The following is a 20906-nucleotide window of genomic DNA, read 5'->3' as shown; positions in this document are numbered from 1 at the left end:
CCTTTGCCAATCGAACGTCGATAAGGACCCATAAGGAGGCTTTATGCCGGATCTCAGCTCGCGACAGGTTGCGCAGCTTCCGCCGCTGCAGGCGATCCGGGTGTTCGAAGCGGTGGCGCGGCATCTGTCCTTCACCAAAGCGGCCGAGGAACTGGCGATGACGCAGGCAGCGGTCAGCTATCAGATCAAAGTGCTGGAGGAGCGGGTCGGCGCGCCGCTTTTCCTGCGCCGGCCGCGGCAGATCGAACTCACCGAAGCCGGACAGCGCCTGGCGCCGGCGGTCAGCGAAGCCTTCGCCTTACTCGGGCAGGCCTATGCGGCGGCCCGCGGCGGGGCGGACGGTCTGCTGTGCGTCACCACGGTGCTGACCTTTGCCTCCAACTGGCTGGCGCATCATCTGGGTTCGTTCCAGATCGCGCATCCCGCCCTTGCCGTGCGGCTCGACACATCCAGCCGCCTGACCGATTTCGCCCGCGAGGATGTCGACCTTGCCATCCGCTCGGGCGGCGGCAAATGGCCGGGACTGGAGGCCTACAAGCTGCTCGACGCCGATTTCACGCCGATGCTCAGCCCCAAGCTCGCCGCGAGCATCGGCGGCGTCAAGGAACCGGCCGATCTGCTCAAGCTGCCGATCCTTGATCCCGGCGACATCTGGTGGACGCAATGGTTCGAGGCCGCGGGAGTGCAAAGCCATGACCTTGCCAAGCGCCCCGGCAGCAGCATGGGCGCGCAGGCTTATGAGGCCAATGCGGCCATCGCAGGCCATGGCGTGGCGATCCTGACCAGGGCGCTGTTCAAGGCGGAACTCGCCGACAGCCGCCTGATCCAGCCCTTCGACCTGGTCGGCGACGACGGCCACGCCTACTGGCTGGTCTATCCGGAGGCGCGCCGCAACGTGCCGAAGATCCGCGCTTTCCGCGACTGGATCCTGGCCGAGATCGCCTGCTGACCGGCTAACTCCAGGATCAAAACCGCGCTCCATCCAGATCGCCGTTGTCGCCCGATCCGCACCTGCGGGACGGCCATTTGCAACGCGCCAGGTCGGCGCTCCTCCATCGAGTGTGCGCTGCACCATCGAATCTGGCTTGACATAATTCATTCTTAGTGAGTAATTGCTCACAGCCAAGGCAAATGCTCATCTTGGTCCATGGGAGGAATTTGATGAAACTTCGTACGCTCATCCTGGGCTTGTGCTCGGCCAGCGCGCTCGCGTTCGCGGCACATGCCGAATCCATCACCATCGCCACCGTCAACAATGGCGATATGGTCCGCATGCAGAAGCTGACCGACGACTTCACCAAGGCGAACCCCGACATCCAGCTCAACTGGGTGACGCTGGAAGAGAACGTGCTGCGCGAGCGCGTGACCACCGACATCGCCACCAAGGGCGGCCAGTATGACGTGATGACCATCGGCACCTACGAGGTCCCGATCTGGGCCAAGCAGAGCTGGCTGTTGCCGCTCGACAAGCTCGGCGACGACTACGACGCCAAGGACATCATCCCGGCGATCGCCGGCGGCCTCTCGGTCGACGGCAAGCTCTATGCCGCGCCCTTCTACGGCGAAAGCTCCTTCGTCATGTACCGCAAGGACCTGATGGAGAAGGCGGGGCTGAAGATGCCCGACGCGCCGACCTGGGACTTCATCAAGCAGGCCGCCGACAAGATGACCGACCGCGCCAATGGCGTGAACGGCGTGTGCCTGCGCGGCAAGGCCGGCTGGGGCGAGAACATGGCCTTCCTGACCGCCATGTCGAACTCCTTCGGCGCGCGCTGGTTCGACGAGAACTGGAAGCCGCAATTCGACCAGCCCGAATGGAAGAACACCTTGCAGTTCTATGTCGACCTGATGAAGGCCGACGGGCCGGAGGGCGCGTCCTCCAACGGCTTCAACGAGAATTTGGCGCTGTTCCAGCAGGGCAAGTGCGGCATGTGGATCGACGCCACCGTCGCCGCCTCCTTCGTCTCCGATCCCAAGGCCTCGCAGGTCGCCGACAAGGTCGGTTACGCATTGGCGCCTGACAATGGGCTCGGCAAGCGCGGCAACTGGCTGTGGGCGTGGTCGCTGGCCATTCCCGCCGGCACGCAGAAGGCCGATGCCGCCGAGAAGTTCGTGTCATGGGCAACCAGCAAGCATTATGCAGAACTGGTCGCCTCGAAGGAAGGCTGGGCCAACGTTCCTCCGGGAACGCGCTCCTCGCTCTATGCCAATCCCGAGTACCAGAAGGCGGCTCCGTTCGCCAAGATGACGCTGGACTCCATCAATGCTGCCGACCCGACGCATCCGACCGTCAAGCCGGTGCCCTATGTCGGCGTGCAGTTCGTCGCCATCCCCGAATTCCAGGGCCTCGGCACCACCGTCGGCCAGCTGTTCTCGGCAGCCCTTGCCGGCCAGTCGAGCGTCGACGACGCGCTGAAGCAGGCCCAGGACGCCGCAACCGCGGCGATGACCGAGGGCGGCTACATCCAGTAAGGCTCCTCCCGGTGCCTAAGGCCGGTCGCCGACCATGGCCGGCAACGGCCGCCCGAAACCCAGTTCGGGCGGCCACTTCCGACAGCTCGAGAAAATTCCGTCCGATCCTTGAAGGGTGACCGTCATGGCTACTCAGCAGACCCGTTCGCTTGCCCGTTTCATGATGGCGCCATCCGTCGTCCTGCTGCTCGTCTGGATGGTCGTTCCGCTGGCGCTCACGCTCTGGTTCTCCTTCCAGCAGTACAATCCGCTCAATCCGATCCGCGACGGCTTCGTCGGCTTCTCCAATTACGCGTTGTTCTATTCCAACCCGGCCTTCCTGCAATCGATCCTCAATACGCTGCTGATCGTCGTCAGCGTGCTTGTGATCACCGTGGTCGGCGGCATCCTGCTGGCGCTTTTGATCGACCAGCCGATGTGGGGCCAGGGCATCGTGCGCATCCTCGTCATCTCGCCGTTCTTCGTCATGCCGCCGGTGGCGGCACTGGTCTGGAAGAACATGATCATGCATCCGCAATACGGCGTCTTCGCCGACATAGCGCGGTTCTTTGGCCTCCAGCCCATAGACTGGTTCGGACAATATCCGCTGACCGCCATCATCATCATCGTCGCCTGGCAGTGGCTGCCTTTCGCGACGCTCATTCTTTTGACTTCGCTTCAGTCGCTGGACGGCGAGCAGAAGGAAGCCGCCGAGATGGACGGCGCCGGCTTCATCAGCCGCTTCATCTACCTGACGCTGCCGCACATGTCGCGCGCGATCACCGTCGTCATCCTGATCCAGACGATCTTCCTGCTTTCGGTCTATGCCGAGATCCTCGTCACCACCAATGGCGGCCCGGGATACGCCTCCACCAACCTGCCCTTCCTGGTCTACCAGAAGGCGCTGCTCGAATTCAAAATCGGCCAGGCCTCCGCCGGCGGCATCATCGCGGTCATTCTCGCCAACATCGTCGCCTTCTTCGCCATGCGCGCCGTCGGCAAGAACCTGGACAGATAAGGGAGGAAAAGATGGCACGCGCAGTCACAACCCGGCACAAGACGATCGCGACGGCTGCCGCCTGGATCGTCGCCTTGCTGATCTTCTTCCCGATCCTCTACACGATCATCACCTCGTTCAAGTCGGAACAGGAGGCGATCCAGGGCTTCAACCTGATCCCGTCCGGGACCTTCGAGAGCTATTCCGAGGTCCAGGCGCAGAACGGCTATTTCAAGTTCTTCCTGAACTCGGTGCTGCTCTCGGTCGGCTCGACCATCCTGGCCCTGCTGGTCGCCATTCCGGCGGCCTGGTCGATGGCGTTCTCGCCGACCAAGCGGACCAAGGACATTTTGATGTGGATGCTGTCCACCAAGATGATGCCGGCCGTGGCCGTGCTGTTTCCGATCTACCTGATCTTCCGCGACACCGGCCTGCTCGACAGCCGCATCGGCCTGATGGTGATGCTGATGCTGATCAACCTGCCGATCGTGGTGTGGATGCTCTACACCTATTTCCGAGAAATCCCCGGCGAGATCCTGGAAGCGGCGCGCATGGACGGCGCCTCGCTGTGGAACGAGATCATCTATGTGCTCACACCCATGGCGGTGCCGGGCATCGCCTCGACCATGCTGCTCAACATCATCCTGGCCTGGAACGAAGCGTTCTGGACGATCCGGCTGACCACGACGGAAGCAGCACCCTTGACCGCCTTCATCAGCTCCTTCTCCAGCCCGCAAGGCCTGTTCTGGGCGAAGCTCTCGGCCGCCTCGACGCTGGCGATCGCGCCGATCCTGATCATGGGCTGGTTCAGCCAGAAGCAACTGGTGCGCGGCCTGACCTTCGGTGCGGTGAAGTAGGGGCGGCGCCGTGAAGTAGCAGCGTGCGCCAGGCGGCGGACGGAAATCCACCGGGAGGAAAGCATGGGAAATATCACGCTCAAGAACGTCTCGAAATCCTTCGGCTCGACGTCGATCATTCCGAACATCGATCTCGTCATCGAGGACGGCGAGTTCGTCGTCTTCGTCGGCCCGTCGGGCTGCGGCAAGTCCACGCTGCTGCGCCTGATCGCCGGCCTGGAGGACACCAGCGGCGGCACCATCAACATTGACGGTCGCGACGTCACCGGCGAGGCGCCGGCCAAGCGCAAGCTTGCCATGGTGTTCCAGTCCTATGCGCTCTACCCGCACATGACGGTGGCCAAGAACATCGCCTTTCCGCTGAAAATGGCGGGCGAGGACCAGGCGACCATCGACAGGAAGGTGAAGGACGCCGCGCGCGTGCTCAACCTCACCAATTATCTGGAGCGCCGCCCCGGCCAGCTTTCCGGCGGCCAGCGCCAGCGCGTCGCCATCGGCCGCGCCATCGTGCGCCAGCCTTCGGCCTTCCTGTTCGATGAACCCTTGTCCAACCTCGACGCGGCACTCCGCGGCACGATGCGGCTGGAGATCAGCGAACTGCACCACCAGCTCAAGACGACGATGATCTACGTCACCCACGACCAGGTCGAGGCGATGACCATGGCCGACAAGATCGTCGTGCTGAATGCCGGAAATGTCGAGCAGGTCGGCTCGCCGATGGAGCTCTACAAGACGCCGAAGAACCTGTTCGTCGCCGGCTTCATCGGCTCGCCGAAAATGAACCTGATCGAAGGCGCCCCGGCGGCGAAGTACGGCGCCAAGACCATCGGCATCCGGCCCGAGCACATGGCGATCTCGACCACGGCGGGCGATTGGAAGGCAACAGTCGGCATTGCCGAACACCTGGGATCCGACACGTTCCTGCATGTCCAGGCCGACGGTGTCGGCCCGCTGACGGTGCGCGCCGACGGCGAACTCAGCGTCCACCATGGCGACAGCATTTATCTCACCCCCGACAAGGCCAAGCTGCATCGCTTCGGCCCCGACGGCAAGGCATTGGCGCCGTGAGGCTGAAAGGCAAATCGGCGCTGATCACCGGGTCGGCGCGCGGCATCGGCAAGGCCTTCGCCGAAGCCTATGCCCGTGAGGGCGCTATCGTGGCGATTGCCGACATTGACCTCGAGGCTGCGCAAAAGACGGCCGCCGGGATCGGCGGCAAGGCCTACGCGGTGACGATCGACGTCACGGACCAGGCCTCCATCGATGCCGCGGTGCAGGCGGTGGAAACCAGGACCGGCGGCCTGGACATACTGATCAACAACGCCGCGATCTTCGACCTTGCGCCGATCGTCGAGATCTCGCGGGCGAGCTATGAAAAACTGTTCTCGGTCAATGTCGCCGGCACGCTGTTCATGCTGCAGGCGGCGGCGCGCTCGATGATCACGCGGGGAAAGGGCGGCAGGATCATCAACATGGCGAGCCAGGCCGGGCGGCGCGGCGAAGCGCTGGTCGCGGTCTACTGCGCCAGCAAGGCGGCGGTCATTTCACTGACCCAGTCGGCCGGGCTCGACCTGATCAAGCACGGCATCAACGTCAACGGCATCGCGCCTGGCGTCGTCGACAGCGACATGTGGGACCAGGTCGACGCGCTGTTCGCCAAATACGAAAACCGGCCCAAGGGCGAAAAGAAAAGACTGGTCGGCGAAGGCGTGCCTTACGGCCGCATGGGCAGACCGGAGGACCTCGCCGGCATGGCCGTGTTCCTGGCCAGCGACGAAGCCGAATACATCGTCGCCCAGACCTACAATGTCGATGGCGGCCAGTGGATGAGTTGAGGCGGGGGCGGCCTCTTCTCCCCGTGCCTCCGCGGGGAGAAGAGGCCAACATCAAGGTGGCGGCCGCATCGCCTCGGAAGGCATGTGCCGCTTCCTACCCTCTCCCGGTGAAGGGGAGAGAAGGGTAACGAAGGCCGCAACCCGGCCAAAGGGTAAACAGATGACCGTGAAACTCTCTTCCGCCAATCTCGCCAACCTGCCCGCCAGGGTCGCAGGTCCGAAATACGACCGCGCAGCGCTGAAGGCCGGCATCGTGCATTTCGGCGTCGGCAACTTCCACCGCTCGCACCAGGCCGTCTATCTCGACGAGCTGTTCAATTCGGGCGTCGGCCACGACTGGGCGCTGGTCGGCGCCGGCGTGTTCGAGGGCGAGAAGATCGGCCGCGGCAAACTGGAAGAGCAGGACTGGCTGACGACGGTGGTCGAGCAGGATGAGGGGCATATGAGCGCCCGCGTCACCGGCGCCATGATCGACTTCCTGACGCCGGGCGATGCCGCCGCCATCATCGAACGGCTGGCCGATCCGGCGATCAAGATCGTGTCGTTGACCATCACCGAAGGCGGCTATTTCATCGATCCTGCCTCCGGCGTGTTCAACCCGACGCATCCCGATATCGTCGCCGATGCGCAGCCGGGCGCAACGCCGAAGACCGTGTTCGGCATCATCCTCGCTGGCCTGGTGCGGCGGCGCGGCGATGGCATCGCACCGTTCACGGTGATGTCCTGCGACAACATTCCCCACAACGGCCATGTCACGTCGGATGGCGTCATCGGGTTGGCCCGCCTGATCGACGAGGATCTGGCGGCCTGGGTCGGCGGCAATGTCGCTTTCCCGAACGCGATGGTCGACCGCATCACGCCGGCCACGTCGGACCGCGAACGCGCGATCCTGGCCAAGGATTTCGGCGTCGAGGACAATTGGCCTGTCTTTTGCGAACCCTTCCGGCAATGGGTGCTGGAAGACCATTTCACCGACGGCCGGCCGCCGCTTGAAAAGGTCGGCGTGCAGTTCGTCAAAGACGTCGCGCCCTACGAGCTTATGAAGATCCGCATCCTCAATGGCGGCCATGCCACCATCGCCTATCCGGCCGGGCTGATGGACATCCATTTCGTGCATGAGGCGATGCAGGAGCCGCTGGTGCGCGGCTTTCTCGACAAGCTGGAGCATGACGAAATCATTCCGACCGTACCGCCGGTGCCGGACACGGTCCTGGAGGATTATTACCAGCTCATCGAAAGGCGCTTTTCCAACCCCAAGATCGGCGACACGGTGCGCCGGCTTTGTCTCGACGGGTCCAATCGCCAGCCGAAATTCATCATCCCGACCATCGCCGACCGCTTGAAGGCGGGAAAGAGCGTCGCCGGCCTGGCACTGGAATCGGCGCTGTGGTGCCGCTACTGCTTCGGCACGACGGACAGCGGCGCGGTCATCGAGCCCAACGATCCGAACTGGGACCGCTTGCAGGCGACGGCAAAGGCGGCAAAGGACGCGCCCGCCGCCTGGCTTGCGATGGAAGACATCTATGGCGATGTCGGGCGCGCCACCGCGTTCGTCGAGGCTTTCGCGCATGCATTGAACCTGCTGTGGACGGATGGCACGCGCGCCACGCTGACGCGCTACCTCGCCGGCAAGCTCTGAAACGGGATCATGGCGCCGGAACTGGTCATCTTCGACTGCGACGGCGTGCTGGTGGACAGCGAGGCGCTGTCGGTCTCGGCGCTGCTCGGCATGATTGCGCTTGCCGGCGGCAGCATTGGCGAAGACACGGCCTACGAGCATTTCCTCGGCAAGAGCATGAAGAGCGTGCGCGAGATCCTCGCCCGCGACTTCGGCCTTCCCATCACCGATCAGCACCTGACCACGATGCGCGTCGAATTAATGCGCAAATTCCGCGAGGAGCTGAAGCCGATCGCCGGCGTCAAGGAAGTGCTGCCGAGGCTTGGCTTGCCGTTCTGCGTCGCCTCCTCGGGCACGCTCGACCGCATCCGCTACGCGCTCGACGTCACCGGATTGCTCGGATTGATGGAGCCGCATCTGTTCAGTGCCGGCATGGTGGCCAGGGGCAAGCCGGCGCCCGACCTGTTCCTTCATGCCGCCGCCTCGATGCGGGCGCATCCGCGCAAATGCCTGGTGATCGAGGACAGCCCCGCCGGCGTCGCGGCGGCGCGGGCGGCTGATATGCGCGTGTTCGCCTTCACCGGCGGCGCGCATGCCGGCAACCCTGCCCTGAAAGCGCGGCTTGCGTCGAGTGAGCCGGACTTTATATTCGCTGACATGCTGCAATTGCCCGATCTGATTGCAGGCCTGGGAGCGAGAGACAGAGCATCTTGACGAAACAGTTCGTTTGCGCGGTCGATGTCGGCACCGGGAGCGCCCGCGCGGGCATTCTCGACACCAGTGGCACCTTGCTCGGCCGCGCCGAGCACCCGATCGCCATGCACCAGCCGAAAGCCGATCATGCCGAGCATGATTCTCGCGATATCTGGTCAGCCGTGTGCGCCGCGGTGCGTGCGGCCCGCGAAAAATCCGGTGTTGCCGCCGAGGACATTGCCGGCATTTCCTTCGATGCCACCTGCTCGCTGGTCGTGCGCGACAGGCAAGGCGGCCAGCTCAGCGTTTCGGTGACCGGAGAGGAGCGCTGGGACACCATCGTCTGGCTCGATCACCGCGCCATCGCCGAGGCCGACGAATGCACGGCGAGCGGCCATGAGGTGCTCAACTATATCGGCGGCGTCATGTCGCCGGAAATGGCGACGCCGAAGCTGATGTGGCTGAAGCGAAACCTGCCGAAGACTTGGAATGAAGCCGGCTATCTATTCGACCTTACCGACTTCCTGACCTGGCAGGCGACGGGGTCGCTGGCCCGCTCGCAGTGCACGCTGACCGCCAAATGGACCTATCTGGCGCACCGGGAACCCGCATGGCAGCGCGATTTCTTCGAACTCGTCGGCCTCGGCGACCTCTTCGAGCACGGCAATCTGCCCGAAAGGGCCAGTCCGGTCGGCGCTTACATCGGCTCTTTGAGCGCGCAAGCAGCGGCGGAGCTCGGCCTGACGGAGACATGCCGGGTCGGCGCCGGGGTGATCGATGCCTATGCCGGTGCGCTTGGCGTGCTCGGCGGGTTTGCCGGCGACGAGCGGAATATCGGCCATCATTTGGCGCTGATCGCCGGCACATCCTCCTGCGTCATGGCGATGTCACCCGATCCGCAGCCCTTCGCAGGGGTCTGGGGGCCATACTACGGCGCCGCGCTGCCAAAGCTGTGGCTGTCGGAAGGCGGCCAGTCGGCCACCGGCGCCCTGCTCGACCACATCATCCGCTGGCACGGCGCGGGCGGCGAGCCGAACGCGGCCATGCATGCGAGGATTGCAAGCCGCGTCGCCGAGCTGCGCGCGGCGGAGGGCGACGCCCTTGCCGGCCGGCTGCATGTGCTGCCCGACTTTCACGGCAACCGCTCGCCGCTCGCCGACCCGCATGCGGTCGGCGTGGTCAGCGGGCTTACGCTGGATTCCTCCTTCGACAGCCTGTGCCGACTTTACTGGCGCACCGCCGTGGGCATCGCGCTCGGCGTGCGCCATGTGCTGGAAGCGCTGAACGAGAACGGCTATCTCATCGACACGCTGCATGTCACCGGCGGCCACACCAAAAATCCGCTCTTGATGGAACTCTATGCCGACGCCACCGGCTGCACGGTGGTCGAGCCGCTGGCGGACGAAGCGGTGTTGCTTGGCACCGGCATGGTGGCGGCGACGGCCGCCGGGCTTTTCCCCGACCTCAATGCGGCCTGTCTGGCCATGCAGCAGGGCGGCAGGACGCGCGCCGCCAACCCGGCCGCCGGCGCCCGCTTCGATCGCGACTACCGGATTTTCCTGGAGATGCACCGGCAACGCCAGGCGCTCGACGCGATCCAGTAGAACGCGCCTTACCGTGTCAACAAGGATAGGCCGGACTTGGCATCGAACAGGTGCATATCCGATTCGTCAAACGTATAGCGGACATCGCTGCGGATAGTTGGGCAGACGCGGCTGGGAACGAGTGCGCTGATCTCCTTGCCGCCAAGAGCGAATGTCACCAGTGCATCGTTGCCATGAAACTCGATGAGATCGGCCGTTCCCGCCAGGAAATTTCCGGCGCTGCCGGGGGTCGCGGGCTTGAGATCCGGAGGCCTGATGCCAAGCACCGCCTGCTCGCCATGTTGTAGCTTGAAGCGCGAGCCGTCGAGGGTGAAGACAGTTCCGCCATTGGTCAGCGTCCAGCCATTTTCTTTCCGGGCCACCGTCAAATCGATGAAATTCATGTTCGGCGTGCCGATGAAGCCGGCAACGAACAGATTGCCCGGCCGCTCGTAGATTTCCGCCGGCGAGCCGACCTGCTCGATGACGCCGTCCTTTAGCAGCACGATGCGGTCGGCGAGCGTCATCGCTTCGAGCTGGTCATGGGTGACATAGACGGTGGTGGTCTTCAGCGACTGGTGCAGCCGCGCGATCTCGACGCGCATGTGGTTGCGCAGCTTGGCGTCGAGATTGGACAGCGGCTCGTCGAACAGGAAGACTTTCGGCGTCTTGATCATGGCGCGCGCGATCGCCACGCGCTGCTGCTGGCCGCCGGAAAGCTCGGCCGGCTTGCGGCCGAGATTGGGTTCCAGCCCGAGCGTCCTTGACACCGCTTCGACCCGCTTCTGGATCTCGGCCGCCGGCACTTTCTGGCGCCGCAGCCCGAAGGCGATGTTGTCGAAGATCGTCATGTGCGGGTAGAGGGCGTAGTTCTGGAACACCATGGCGATGCCGCGGTCGCCCGGATCGAGATCGTTGACCACCTTGCCGCCGATCGAGACCTCGCCGCCGCTGATGTCCTCCAGCCCCGCCAACATGCGCAGCAAGGTCGACTTGCCACAGCCGGACGGGCCAAGGAACACGACGAACTCGTGCTCCTCGATCGAGAGATTGAGGTCGCGGATGACCGTCGTGGTGCCATAGGCCTTGTCGACATGAGAACAGGTGATCGCGGACATGGTCAGCCCTTTTCGCCGCTGAGCAGGATCTGCAGCTTGACGTCCTGCGGATGCGCTGCCGCCGCCCGCTCGAAAGCCTCGATGCTGTCGGAGAAGGGATAGGTGCCGGTGATCAGCGGCTTGAGATCGACCTTGCCGGAAGCGATGAGCTGCAAAGCGCGGTCGAAAATGTTGGCATAGCGGAACACGGTTTCGATGCGCACTTCCTTCGATATGGCCGCCGGCACGTTGAGCGACACCGGCTCCACCGGCAGCCCGACGAACACCACCGCGCCGCCGGGGCGCACGACGTCGAACAAATCAGCGAAGGCCTTGGGGCTGCCGCTGGCCTCGAAGACGATGTCCGCACCCCAGCCATCGGTGGCCGCGCGCACCGCATCGACCAGCGGCTGCTCGCCGATGTTGACCGGAACGACGCCGGGATAGCGCCCGGCAATTTCGAGCTTGGGCGCGGAGAAGTCGGAAATCAGCACTTTCGAGCAGCCGCCGGCCAGGGCGGCCAGCGCGATCATGATGCCGATCGGGCCACAGCCGACCACAGCCGCCACGTCACCCGGAACGATGCGCGCGCGCGCCGCCGCCTGCATGCCGATGGCGAAAGGTTCGACCATCGCGCCTTCGGCGAAGGAGACGTTGTCGGGCAGCCTGTAGGTGAACGCCGCCGGATGCACGGCTTGCGGCGCCAGAATGCCGTGCACCGGCGGCGTCGCCCAGAAGGTGACGTCCGGGTCGACATTGTAGATGCCGAGTTTTGTCGCCCGCGACGACAGGTTCGGTACGCCCGGTTCCATGCAGACGCGATCGCCGACCTTCAGCGTCCGGACATTGGCGCCGATCTCGACGATCGTTCCGGACGCTTCGTGGCCGAGCACCATCGGCGCGCGCACGACATAGCTGCCGATGGCGCCATGGGTGTAGTAGTGCACGTCGCTGCCGCAGACGCCGACCGTATGGATGGCGATCCTGACGTCGTCCGGCCCTACGTCGAGCGGCAACGCGATCTCGCGCAGGGCCAGCTCGCCCTTTTTCTCAAGCACCAGTGCCCGCATCGTGTCGTCCTCGCTTCAAGTCTTTTTTTGCCGGAAAACGGAATTCAGGAAGCCGCTGAGCACGCCGAGAAACAACAGCGGCGGCAGCGACAAAAGCACGACCGAGGCGTTCAGGATTCCCCACGGCACATTCATGCCTTGCTGGGAGAGTTCCGAGGCGACGATCGGCAAGGTCTTGGCATTGGAGCTCGACAGCATCAGCGCGATCAGGAACTCGTTCCAGACCAGCACGAAACTGAAAGCCACCGCGCCGATCAGCGAGCGCGCCGCGACCGGCAGCGCGACCCTCCAGAACACCGAATAGGCGCCGTAGCCATCGACGAAGGCGGCTTCCTCGACCTCCTTCGGCACGGCCTGGAAGGCGGGAATGGCGAGCCACATGATCACCGAGATGGTGAGCAGGCAATAGGTGACGATCAGCGCGGCGAGCGTGTCGTAAAGCCCCAGCTGAAGCCAGATCACCATCAGCGGGATGGCGACCGCCACCGGCGGCAGGAAGCGAAGCGACAAAACGAAGAACTGGATGTCGCCGGCCCAGCGGTTCGGGTAGCGCGCCACCGCGTAAGCCGCCGGCAGGCCGAGCACCACGCCGATCAGTACCGCGCAGCCGCAGGCGACGACCGAATTGTAGAGGCCGGTCATGACGCTGTCGCGGCCGACGATATAGCTGATGTTAGCCAGCGTCGGCGTGAACACCAGGCGCGGGACGCGGGTGATGATGTCGACATTGTTCTTCAGCGAATTGAGCGCTGTCCACAGCAAAGGAAACACGGCCATGAAGCCTGCAAACGCCAGCACGGTCTTGCCGATCAGGCGGCCGGGTCTCATGCGATATGGTCTCATGCCTGCGCCCGCTTCCAGAGCATGGTGAAGGTGATGACGGTGGCGATCATCATCAGCACCGCCATCGCCGAGGCGTAGGAGACCTTGCCGGACTCGATGAAGCCTTGCGAGAAGGCGTACATGTCGAGCGTTTCGGTCGCCACGCCCGGGCCGCCGCGGGTCATCACATAGATCAGGTCGAAGGAGCGCAGCGATTCGATCATCTTGACGAACGTCAGGCTGACCAGCGGCGCCTTCAGCATCGGCAAGGTCACATAGGCGTGGATCTGCCAGCGTTTGGCATGGTCGAGCCGGGCCGCCTCGATCGGCTGCGGCGGCAGCGTTTCCAGGAGCTTCAGCACGATGACGGCGAAGAACAGGCCCCATTGCCAGACGTCGACCGAAGCGACGGCGAACAGCGCCGTCGACGGCTTGGACAGCGGATCGAAGATCAGCCCACCGGTCAGCAGCCGGTAGGGGTAAGTGGCGATGCCGTAGAGCGGATGGTAGGCGAACTTCCAGACGAAGGCCGCCGAGACGCGCGGCAGCAGGACCGGGATGATGAACAGCAGGCAATAGACGTTGCGAAGGCGCGGCGAGGCGACCTCGAACATCAGGACGCCCAGTCCGATGGCGACCGTCATCGTCGCGATAACCGTGACGAATTCCCATTTCACCGACACCCAGACGGCGTTGAGAAAGCGGCGGTCGGCGAACAGGTCGGCGAAGTTCGAGAACCAGACATAGGAATAGGCTGTCGAGCTGAGTTCACGGTTCTGCAGGGCGATGACGACCGCGTAGAGCGTCGGCACCATCGACAGCACCAGAAGGATGGCGAGTGTCGGCACGACGAAGGTGACCGGCAGGGATGAGCGTCGCGGCATCTGTCTAACCTCTGCTGCGTCTCGAACGATTGAGCATGACTGACCTTTCGCGCGAAGGCTGGCTCAAACCGCAATGATGAAACCAAGACCTGCGGCGCACAGGTTCCGGCGCTCCACCGAATGCCGTGGACCGCGCGCCGCAGGGGGAGGATGGCTTATTTCTTCACCAGCTCGTTGGCATAGGCCTCGAGTTCGTTGAGGCCGCCCTTGATGTCGGTGCGGGTACCGGTGACCAATTCCTCGAGGATGATACCCCAGCGGTCGCCGAGATCGGGCCAACGCGGGTCCTGCCAGAAATTGACCGCCGTGACCTTGCCGGTTTCGGCCAGTGCCTGGCCGAGATCGGCGCCGTAAATATCGGCGAATTCCTTGCTGGCCAGAATGCTGGTGCGGTTCAGCTCGCCGAACTGGTGGGCGTCGAGCCGGCGCTTCTCGTTTTCCTTCGATGTTGCCCAGGCGATGAACAGGCCGGCGCATTTCTTCGAGGCGTCGTCGGCATTGGCCTTCGCTGCGATGGCGAGGCCATGGCCGTAACCGCCGCCCGGCAGTGGCGACGGGGGCGGCAGGAAACCTATGTTGCCGACGACCTGCGAGGTCTTCGGGTCGACCGCCATGCCCGACAGCGGCGTCGATTCGACCAGGATCGCGACCTGGCCCGACAGGAAGGCGCCGGTCGATTCATCCCAGCTGCCGGTCTGCGTGCCGGGCGCCGAATCCTTGAACAGTTTCAGGTAGGTCTCGGTCGCCTTGACCGCGGCGTCGGAATTGAAGACCGGCTTGTCGCCGTCGAACCACTGGCCGCCATAGGCCTTGAAGAACGGCATCCAGCGCCAGACATTGGCGCCCGAACCGCGCGCGCCGCGCAGCGCGATGCCATACATGCCCTTGTCCGGATTGGTCAGCTTCGGCACGTCGGCGATCAGCTCGTCGAGCGTCTTCGGCGGCTGGATGCCGGCTGCCTCCAGCACGTCCTTGCGATAGACCATCAGGTCGCCGCCGCCGGTCAGCGGCGCGAACCAGACCTTGCCATCATAGGTGGCGACCTTCTGGCGGCCCGGATCGAAATCGGCATAGTCGTAGTCGGCCGGATAATAATCGCTCAGCGGCACGATCCATTTCGAGGACGCGAACAGCGCGACATTGGCTTCGTCGACATAGTAGACGTTGTAGTTGCCGACCGTGGACGCATCGGCGCGCGATTTTGCGCGGCGGTCGTTCTCGTTGAGGTAATCGATCTGGAAGCCGGCGCCGGCAAGCTTCTCGAACTCGGCCTTGGAGTCCTCCAGAAGCGTCAGGCCGTCACGTGGCTGCGCCAGCACCTTGACCGGCGCCGAGCAGACCGGCGCCTGCGCCAAAGCGATGGTGGAAACGGCAGCGGAAAGCATGAAAGCTGCACCAAGGCTGGCAGCGAGCCGAATTGGTTTCATTATTTTCTCCTCCAGGAACACGTCGCAGGAAGCGGACGTCCTCGGCTTGCGCGATCCTCACCATCGCCCGAGCGACTTGCCACCCATCGCCAAAATGCGGAGTTGCAACGGCTCGCGCTAGAAGCCCCGTTGCAGAAGACCTGTACTTTTATGCATTGTGCGGCGCAAAAACCGGCATCCCGTTGCGGCCAATCTCACATGAGTATCGATCGGACTCGGGGGCGGTGGTTTTTAGGGCGTGCTTACGCGCGCATCGCCAGCCGCTGCCGCGACAGCTTGCGATAGGATGACGGCGTCATCTTGTGCTTGCGCATGAAGGCGCGGTTGAAATTGGAGATGTTCATGTAGCCGACCTGGAAACAGATGTCGGTGATCGGAATATCGGTATCGGCCAGCAGCTTGCAGGCCTGCCAGAGCCTCAGCTTGGCAAGGTGGTCACTGAAGGAATTGCCGGTGTTCTTCTGGAAGAAGCGCGAGAATGTGCTCTCGGTCATTCCCGCGAGCGCCGCCACATCAGGCAGCTTCAGATCCTCGGCGAAATGCTGGAACAGATAGGTCAGCGTGCGCTGGATGATGTCGAGCGAGGCGGCATCCAGAACCGGGGAGAAATCCGGCGAGGACAACAGCTCGTATTCGTCGGTCCTGGCGAGGAGATCGACGAGATTCAGGAACAGGCAGAACCTGGTTAGCCCGCTGACCTCCCCCATCCGTTCCATCAACTCGGCGCCTTCCAGTGCCGTGCGGCCATGAAAAACCATGCCGCGCAGCGACCGCTCCAGAAACGGCTCCAGTTCGCGCAGTTCGGGCAACAGGCCAGCCGAGCCGCGCAGCCTCTCGGCATCGAACTGGAGGACGATGTCGCGGCCTTCGATCAGTTCGCCCGGCTGCACCGCCGTCACCCAATCATGCGGCAGCCCGCCGCCGACGATGGTCAGATAACCCGGCCCGAACTCGCCGATGTGGTCGCCGACCAGCACGACGCCGGAAGATTTTCGCAACAGGTGGATTTCGTACTCAGGATGGAAATTCCAGACATTGCGCTCCCAGGGATAGTCGTCCAGCCGCCACAGGAAACTGTCGCTCGCCTCGGTGACGATATGTTCGAAGGCCGGCGCCGTGCGCGGGATCGCGGCCGGATTTTTCCTGCGCCTGAACTGCATCCTTCCCTCCCGGCAATTCGCCGGCTGCTCATGTCTCTTGATGATCCGTAGCAGCCCCTGGCCGGCAAGGGAACGAGACGCAGGCATCTCCCTGACATGCCGCTGGCTCAATCTCTTCCAGTGCCTCCTCCCTTGCCTTCATGTCGCATTTCGTTCAAGAGACGGCGCAAACGCCGCGAAACTGAAGGTTTTGCCGTTTGACACGCGGCTTCCGGCTTTTTGCCGACGCGCCGCGACCTTGAAAGAGCGGAACAATGTCTGCGATCGAAGCCGGCGCTCGCGCGCCGGAAAATCTTTGGCGTCAGGAAATCAGGGCGACGCTGGCGCTCGCCTGGCCGATGGTGCTGACCAATCTCGGCCAGACCGCCATGACGGCCACCGACGTCATGATGATGGGCAGGCTGGGGGCGGACACGCTGGCCAGCGGCGCGCTTGGCGCCAATCTCTATTTCATGCCGCTGATCTTCGGCCTCGGCCTGATGCTGGCGACCTCGCCGATGATGGCGACCGAGCTCGGCCGCCGCCGCCATTCGGTGCGCGACCTGCGCCGCACCGTGCGCCAGGGCCTGTGGCTGGCGATCCTCATCTGCATTCCGATCTGGATCTTTCTCTGGCACGGCGAGAACGTGCTGCTCGCCATGGGCCAGGAGCCCGCTCTGGCGCACAGCGCCGGCATCTATCTGCGCTGGCTGGAATGGGCGGTGCTGCCCTTCTACGGCTATATCGTGCTGCGTTCCTTCATCTCGGCGCTGGAGCGGCCGGGCTGGGCGCTAATCATCGTCTTCGTCGCCGTCGCCTGCAACGCGCTCTTCAACTGGGTGTTCATGTTCGGCAATCTCGGCGTCCCGGCCATGGGCATATCAGGCTCGGGCCTTGCCACCTCGCTGTCCTCAACGCTGATGTTCGTCGGCATGGCCGCCGTGGTGATGTGGGAGAAGAAATTCAGGCGCTATCATCTGTTCGGCCGCTTGTGGCGGTCCGACTGGCCGCGCTTCAAGGGCCTGCTGCGGCTCGGCCTGCCGATCGCCGGCATCCTGGCTTTCGAGGTGACGATCTTCAACGCCGCGGCGCTGCTGATGGGCCTGATCGACGCGGATTCGCTTGCCGCGCACGCCATCGCCATCCAGATCGCGTCGATCTCCTTCATGGTGCCGCTCGGCCTCAACCAGGCGGTGACGGTGCGCGTCGGGCTTGCGCATGGCGCCGGCAATCCGGAAGGCGTCTCGCGCGCCGGCTGGACCGCCTTCGTCATCGGCGTCTCGTTCATGGCCCTGATGGGCCTGGTAATGATCCTGTGGCCGCATCTCTTGATCAGCGCCTTCATCGATCTGACCAATCCAGCCAATGCCAGGGTGATCACGCTTGCCGTATCGTTCCTGGTCTTCGCGGCCCTGTTCCAGGTCTTCGACGGCGCGCAAGCGGTTGCCGCCGGCATGCTGCGCGGCCTGCACGACACCAAGGTGCCGATGATCTATGCCGCCATCGGCTACTGGGGCGTCGGCCTGCCGCTGGGCGTGCTGCTCGCCTTCCCGTTCGGCTTCCATGGCGTCGGCATCTGGATCGGGCTGTCCAGCGGACTGGCGGTGGTGGCGGCGCTGCTTCTGGCGCGCTGGCTACGGCGGGATCGCCTCGCGCCGCCGCTGGTGTTCGAACACTGATGCAGAGGGCCGCCGGGTTGTCCGGTGGCCTTTCCGTCATTGTCGGCGTCAGCTGTTTTTGAGCGCCGGGCTGAACACCATCAGGCTCAGTATTTCGAACAGCACCTGGGCGCCGGCATGCGCGGTGTTGGTGGTCGCGTCATATTGCGGCGCCACCTCGACCACGTCGCCGCCGACGATGTTGAGGCCTTTGAGGCCACGCAGCAGTTCGAGCACTTCCCGAGTCGTCAGGCCGCCGACTTCCGGCGTGCCGGTGCCCGGCGCGAAGGCCGGATCGACGCTGTCGATGTCGAAGGAGACATAGGTCGGTCCGTCGCCGACTATTCTGCGCGCCTTCTCGATGATGGCGGGGATACCGAGGCCGGTCACCTCCTCGGCATGGATCACGGTCATGCCGGATTCGTAGGTGAACTCCCACAGATATTCGGCCGAGCCACGGATGCCGATCTGGATGGTGCGCGTCGGGTCGAGCACGCCATCGAGCACCGCGTTGCGGAACGGGCCACCATGGTGAAACTTGGTCATGTCGAACAAGCCGCTTGTATCGCAATGGGCGTCGATGTGGATGAGGCCGACCGGGGCCTTCTTGCCGACGGCCTTCAGGATCGGATGGCTGATCGAATGGTCGCCGCCGACCGACAATGGAATGACGCCGGCATCGACGATCTGGTTGGTGCGGCGCTCGATGTCCTCATGGCAGGTCTCGAGTCGGTAGCGGCTCTGGAACGGCACGTCGCCGATGTCGGCGACCCTGAGCTCATGCGTGGGAGCGCATTCCAGCACGTGATTGTAGGGGCCGATGCGCTCGATGGCGCGCAGCGCCCGCGGCCCGAAGCGGGAGCCCGGCCGGTTGGTGACGCCGAGATCCATCGGCACGCCTGTTATCGCCACCTGCAAATCGCCGAAATCCGGGTTGTCGGCCGATATTTCGCGATAGGGCGCGGCGAGGAAGGTGGGGATACCGGAATAGGGCGCCAGCCGCGTGCCCGACTTGGAGAATATCTTGTCGGCGACCTTGCGGAACTTCGGGTCGAACATCTCGCCGCCATGGCTCTCGCCATATTTGCGGCGCAACGCGTCGAGCTTGCCGCTGTCATAACCCATGTCGGTTTTCTCCTGTCTGTCTCTCCGGAGTGTCCGGTAGCGCTTTGGAAAAATCAATTGCGTTCGGACGGGTTGGCTGCCGCAGGTCTTTCTTTTTGTCGGGCCAGCCTGAAACCGGGCAGCGCTTTTGCCAATTCGATGCTATGAGGCCTGTCGCGATCATGGGCGGCAGGCAGCGAAGGCGGTAACGAGACATGGCCAGGACCGATATTGCGCGGCGCGTCTACAACCATACCTGGAAGCTCGACCCGATCGTGCGCAGCCTGCTGGACACGGATTTCTACAAGCTTCTGATGCTCCAGATGATCTGGGGCATGTACCCCAAGGTCGACGCCACCTTTTCGCTGATCAACCGCACCACTTCGGTGCGGCTGGCCGAGGAGATCGACGAGGGCGAGTTGCGCGAACAGCTTGACCACGCCCGCACCTTGCGCTTCTCCAAGAAGGAGATGATCTGGCTGGGGGGCAACAATTTCTATGGCCGCAAGCAGATCTTCGAGCCGGAATTCCTGGCCTGGCTGGAAAATTTCCGGTTGCCCGAGTACGAGCTTTCCAGGCGCGGCGGGCAGTATGAGCTCTCCTTCAGCGGCCCGTGGATGTACACCACGCTGTGGGAGATTCCCGCGCTCGCCATCATCAACGAATTGCGCTCGCGCGCCGCCTTGCGGTCGTTCGGGCCTTTCACGCTCGACGTGCTCTACGCCCGCGCCAAGGCCAAGATGTGGGCCAAGACCGAACGGCTGAAGGCGCTGCCCGGCATCCGTATTTCCGACTTCGGAACGCGCCGGCGCCATTCCTTCCTGTGGCAGCGCTGGTGCGTGGAAGCGCTGAAGGAAGGCATCGGCGAGGCTTTCACCGGCACCTCCAACGTGCTTCTGGCCATGGACAACGACCTCGAGGCGCTGGGCACCAATGCGCATGAACTGCCGATGGTGTTCGGAGCGCTGGCCAATTCGGAAAAGGAATTGAAACAGGCGCCCTACAAGGTGCTGCAGGATTGGCAGCGCTACTATGGCGGCAATTTGCTGATCGTGCTGCCCGACGCCTTCGGGACGGCTTCCTTCCTGCGCGACGCGCCGGATTGGGTGGCCGACTGGACCGGCTTTCGCCCCGACAGCGCGCCGCCGATCGAGGGCGGCGAGAAGATCCTGTCCTGGTGGCGCGAGAAGGGCAAGGACCCCAGGCAGAAGTTGCTGATCTTCTCCGACGGGCTCGAGGTCGAGACCATCGAGGAGACCTACCGCCACTTCAAGGGCAAGGTGCGCATGTCCTTCGGCTGGGGCACGAACCTGACCAATGATTTCGAGGGCTGTGCGCCTACGGCGACCGACAGCCTCGACGCCATATCGCTGGTCTGCAAGGTCACCGAGGCCAACGGCCGGCCGGCCGTGAAGCTCTCGGATAATCCAGCCAAGGCGACGGGTGACCTCAAGGAGATCGAGCGGTATCTGCGCATCTTCGGTGAAAAGGACCGGGTGGAGCAGTTGGTCAAGGTGTGAGGGCACGACCGGTGCTTCCGGCATCGCCATACGAGACGGCAAAGTCGGATAGGCTGAGTTCCTTGGCGCCCCCCTCTGTCCTGCCGGACATCTCCCCCTCAAGGGGGGAGATCATGCTGTCATCTTCGTCTTCGCGAACCTCCGGCGTTGC

18 protein-coding genes are annotated in these 20906 nt (G+C 63.9%); 11 read left to right on the top strand and 7 right to left on the bottom strand.

Translation table 11 applies throughout. The features are described 5' to 3' along the window. Window positions 1-43 precede the first annotated feature (43 nt). The 9 genes from gcvA (at window position 44) to FJ426_RS04445 (ending at window position 10055) form a co-directional block, all read left to right on the top strand. Window positions 44-949: a transcriptional regulator GcvA gene (gcvA, locus tag FJ426_RS04485; RefSeq protein WP_140559021.1), complete on the top strand. Its 906-nt coding sequence runs from the start codon at window positions 44-46 to the stop codon at window positions 947-949. A gap of 212 nt (window positions 950-1161) precedes the next feature. After that, on the top strand, window positions 1162-2472 hold the full coding sequence (locus tag FJ426_RS04480) for a sugar ABC transporter substrate-binding protein (RefSeq protein ID WP_140491344.1): 1311 nt from the start codon (window positions 1162-1164) through the stop codon (window positions 2470-2472). A 124-nt stretch (window positions 2473-2596) separates the two neighbouring features. Further along, entirely contained in the window at window positions 2597-3469 is an 873-nt protein-coding gene (locus FJ426_RS04475; RefSeq protein ID WP_140491346.1) for a sugar ABC transporter permease, read from the top strand. A gap of 11 nt (window positions 3470-3480) precedes the next feature. After that, window positions 3481-4305 (top strand): carbohydrate ABC transporter permease, encoded by an 825-nt coding sequence (locus FJ426_RS04470; protein ID WP_140491348.1) that lies wholly within the window; start codon window positions 3481-3483, stop codon window positions 4303-4305. 63 nt (window positions 4306-4368) lie between these two features. Next, complete coding sequence (locus tag FJ426_RS04465) at window positions 4369-5373, top strand: ABC transporter ATP-binding protein (RefSeq protein WP_140824752.1); 1005 nt, start codon at window positions 4369-4371, stop codon at window positions 5371-5373. Then, window positions 5370-6140, top strand: a complete 771-nt coding sequence (locus tag FJ426_RS04460; protein ID WP_140554605.1) for an L-iditol 2-dehydrogenase — start codon at window positions 5370-5372, stop codon at window positions 6138-6140. Before FJ426_RS04465 ends, FJ426_RS04460 begins: the two co-directional genes overlap by 4 nt. Before the next feature lie 160 nt (window positions 6141-6300). Continuing rightward, on the top strand, window positions 6301-7779 hold the full coding sequence (locus tag FJ426_RS04455) for a mannitol dehydrogenase family protein (protein WP_140559024.1): 1479 nt from the start codon (window positions 6301-6303) through the stop codon (window positions 7777-7779). Window positions 7780-7788: 9 nt separating this feature from the next. Beyond that, on the top strand, window positions 7789-8472 hold the full coding sequence (locus FJ426_RS04450) for an HAD family hydrolase (RefSeq protein WP_140491356.1): 684 nt from the start codon (window positions 7789-7791) through the stop codon (window positions 8470-8472). Beyond that, window positions 8469-10055 (top strand): FGGY-family carbohydrate kinase, encoded by a 1587-nt coding sequence (locus tag FJ426_RS04445; protein WP_140559026.1) that lies wholly within the window; start codon window positions 8469-8471, stop codon window positions 10053-10055. Before FJ426_RS04450 ends, FJ426_RS04445 begins: the two co-directional genes overlap by 4 nt. An 8-nt stretch (window positions 10056-10063) precedes the next feature. On the opposite strand, the gene ugpC is transcribed toward FJ426_RS04445, so the two are convergent. The 6 genes from ugpC to FJ426_RS04415 form a co-directional block, all read right to left on the bottom strand. After that, window positions 10064-11152, bottom strand: a complete 1089-nt coding sequence (gene ugpC / locus FJ426_RS04440) for a sn-glycerol-3-phosphate ABC transporter ATP-binding protein UgpC (protein ID WP_140824751.1) — start codon at window positions 11150-11152, stop codon at window positions 10064-10066. Window positions 11153-11154: 2 nt separating this feature from the next. Continuing rightward, window positions 11155-12201: an NAD(P)-dependent alcohol dehydrogenase gene (locus FJ426_RS04435; RefSeq protein ID WP_140824749.1), complete on the bottom strand. Its 1047-nt coding sequence runs from the start codon at window positions 12199-12201 to the stop codon at window positions 11155-11157. A gap of 15 nt (window positions 12202-12216) precedes the next feature. After that, entirely contained in the window at window positions 12217-13029 is an 813-nt protein-coding gene (locus FJ426_RS04430; RefSeq protein ID WP_140559032.1) for a carbohydrate ABC transporter permease, read from the bottom strand. 11 nt (window positions 13030-13040) lie between these two features. Next, on the bottom strand, window positions 13041-13907 hold the full coding sequence (locus FJ426_RS04425) for a sugar ABC transporter permease (RefSeq protein WP_140559035.1): 867 nt from the start codon (window positions 13905-13907) through the stop codon (window positions 13041-13043). Window positions 13908-14062: 155 nt separating this feature from the next. Further along, window positions 14063-15292 carry an extracellular solute-binding protein gene (locus tag FJ426_RS04420; RefSeq protein ID WP_246671695.1) on the bottom strand — a complete coding sequence of 410 codons (1230 nt, stop codon included), beginning with the start codon at window positions 15290-15292 and terminating at the stop codon, window positions 14063-14065. 284 nt (window positions 15293-15576) lie between these two features. Beyond that, a complete protein-coding gene (locus tag FJ426_RS04415; protein ID WP_140559037.1) occupies window positions 15577-16494 on the bottom strand; it encodes an AraC family transcriptional regulator in 918 nt (305 codons plus the stop codon). 254 nt (window positions 16495-16748) lie between these two features. Here FJ426_RS04415 and FJ426_RS04410 point away from each other — a divergent pair, with 254 nt between their 5' ends. Then, a complete protein-coding gene (locus tag FJ426_RS04410) occupies window positions 16749-18152 on the top strand; it encodes an MATE family efflux transporter (protein WP_140824746.1) in 1404 nt (467 codons plus the stop codon). A 48-nt stretch (window positions 18153-18200) separates the two neighbouring features. On the opposite strand, the gene speB is transcribed toward FJ426_RS04410, so the two are convergent. Continuing rightward, window positions 18201-19256 (bottom strand): agmatinase, encoded by a 1056-nt coding sequence (speB, locus tag FJ426_RS04405; protein ID WP_140491375.1) that lies wholly within the window; start codon window positions 19254-19256, stop codon window positions 18201-18203. Window positions 19257-19450: 194 nt separating this feature from the next. On the opposite strand from speB, the gene pncB reads away from it, so the two are divergent. Next, complete coding sequence (gene pncB / locus FJ426_RS04400; protein ID WP_140554616.1) at window positions 19451-20755, top strand: nicotinate phosphoribosyltransferase; 1305 nt, start codon at window positions 19451-19453, stop codon at window positions 20753-20755. Window positions 20756-20906: the final 151 nt, after the last annotated feature.

The sequence above is a fragment of the Mesorhizobium sp. B2-6-4 genome (assembly GCF_006441495.1).
Classification (GTDB): Bacteria; Pseudomonadota; Alphaproteobacteria; order Rhizobiales; family Rhizobiaceae; genus Mesorhizobium.
This window is presented reverse-complemented; position numbering and strand designations above follow the sequence as displayed.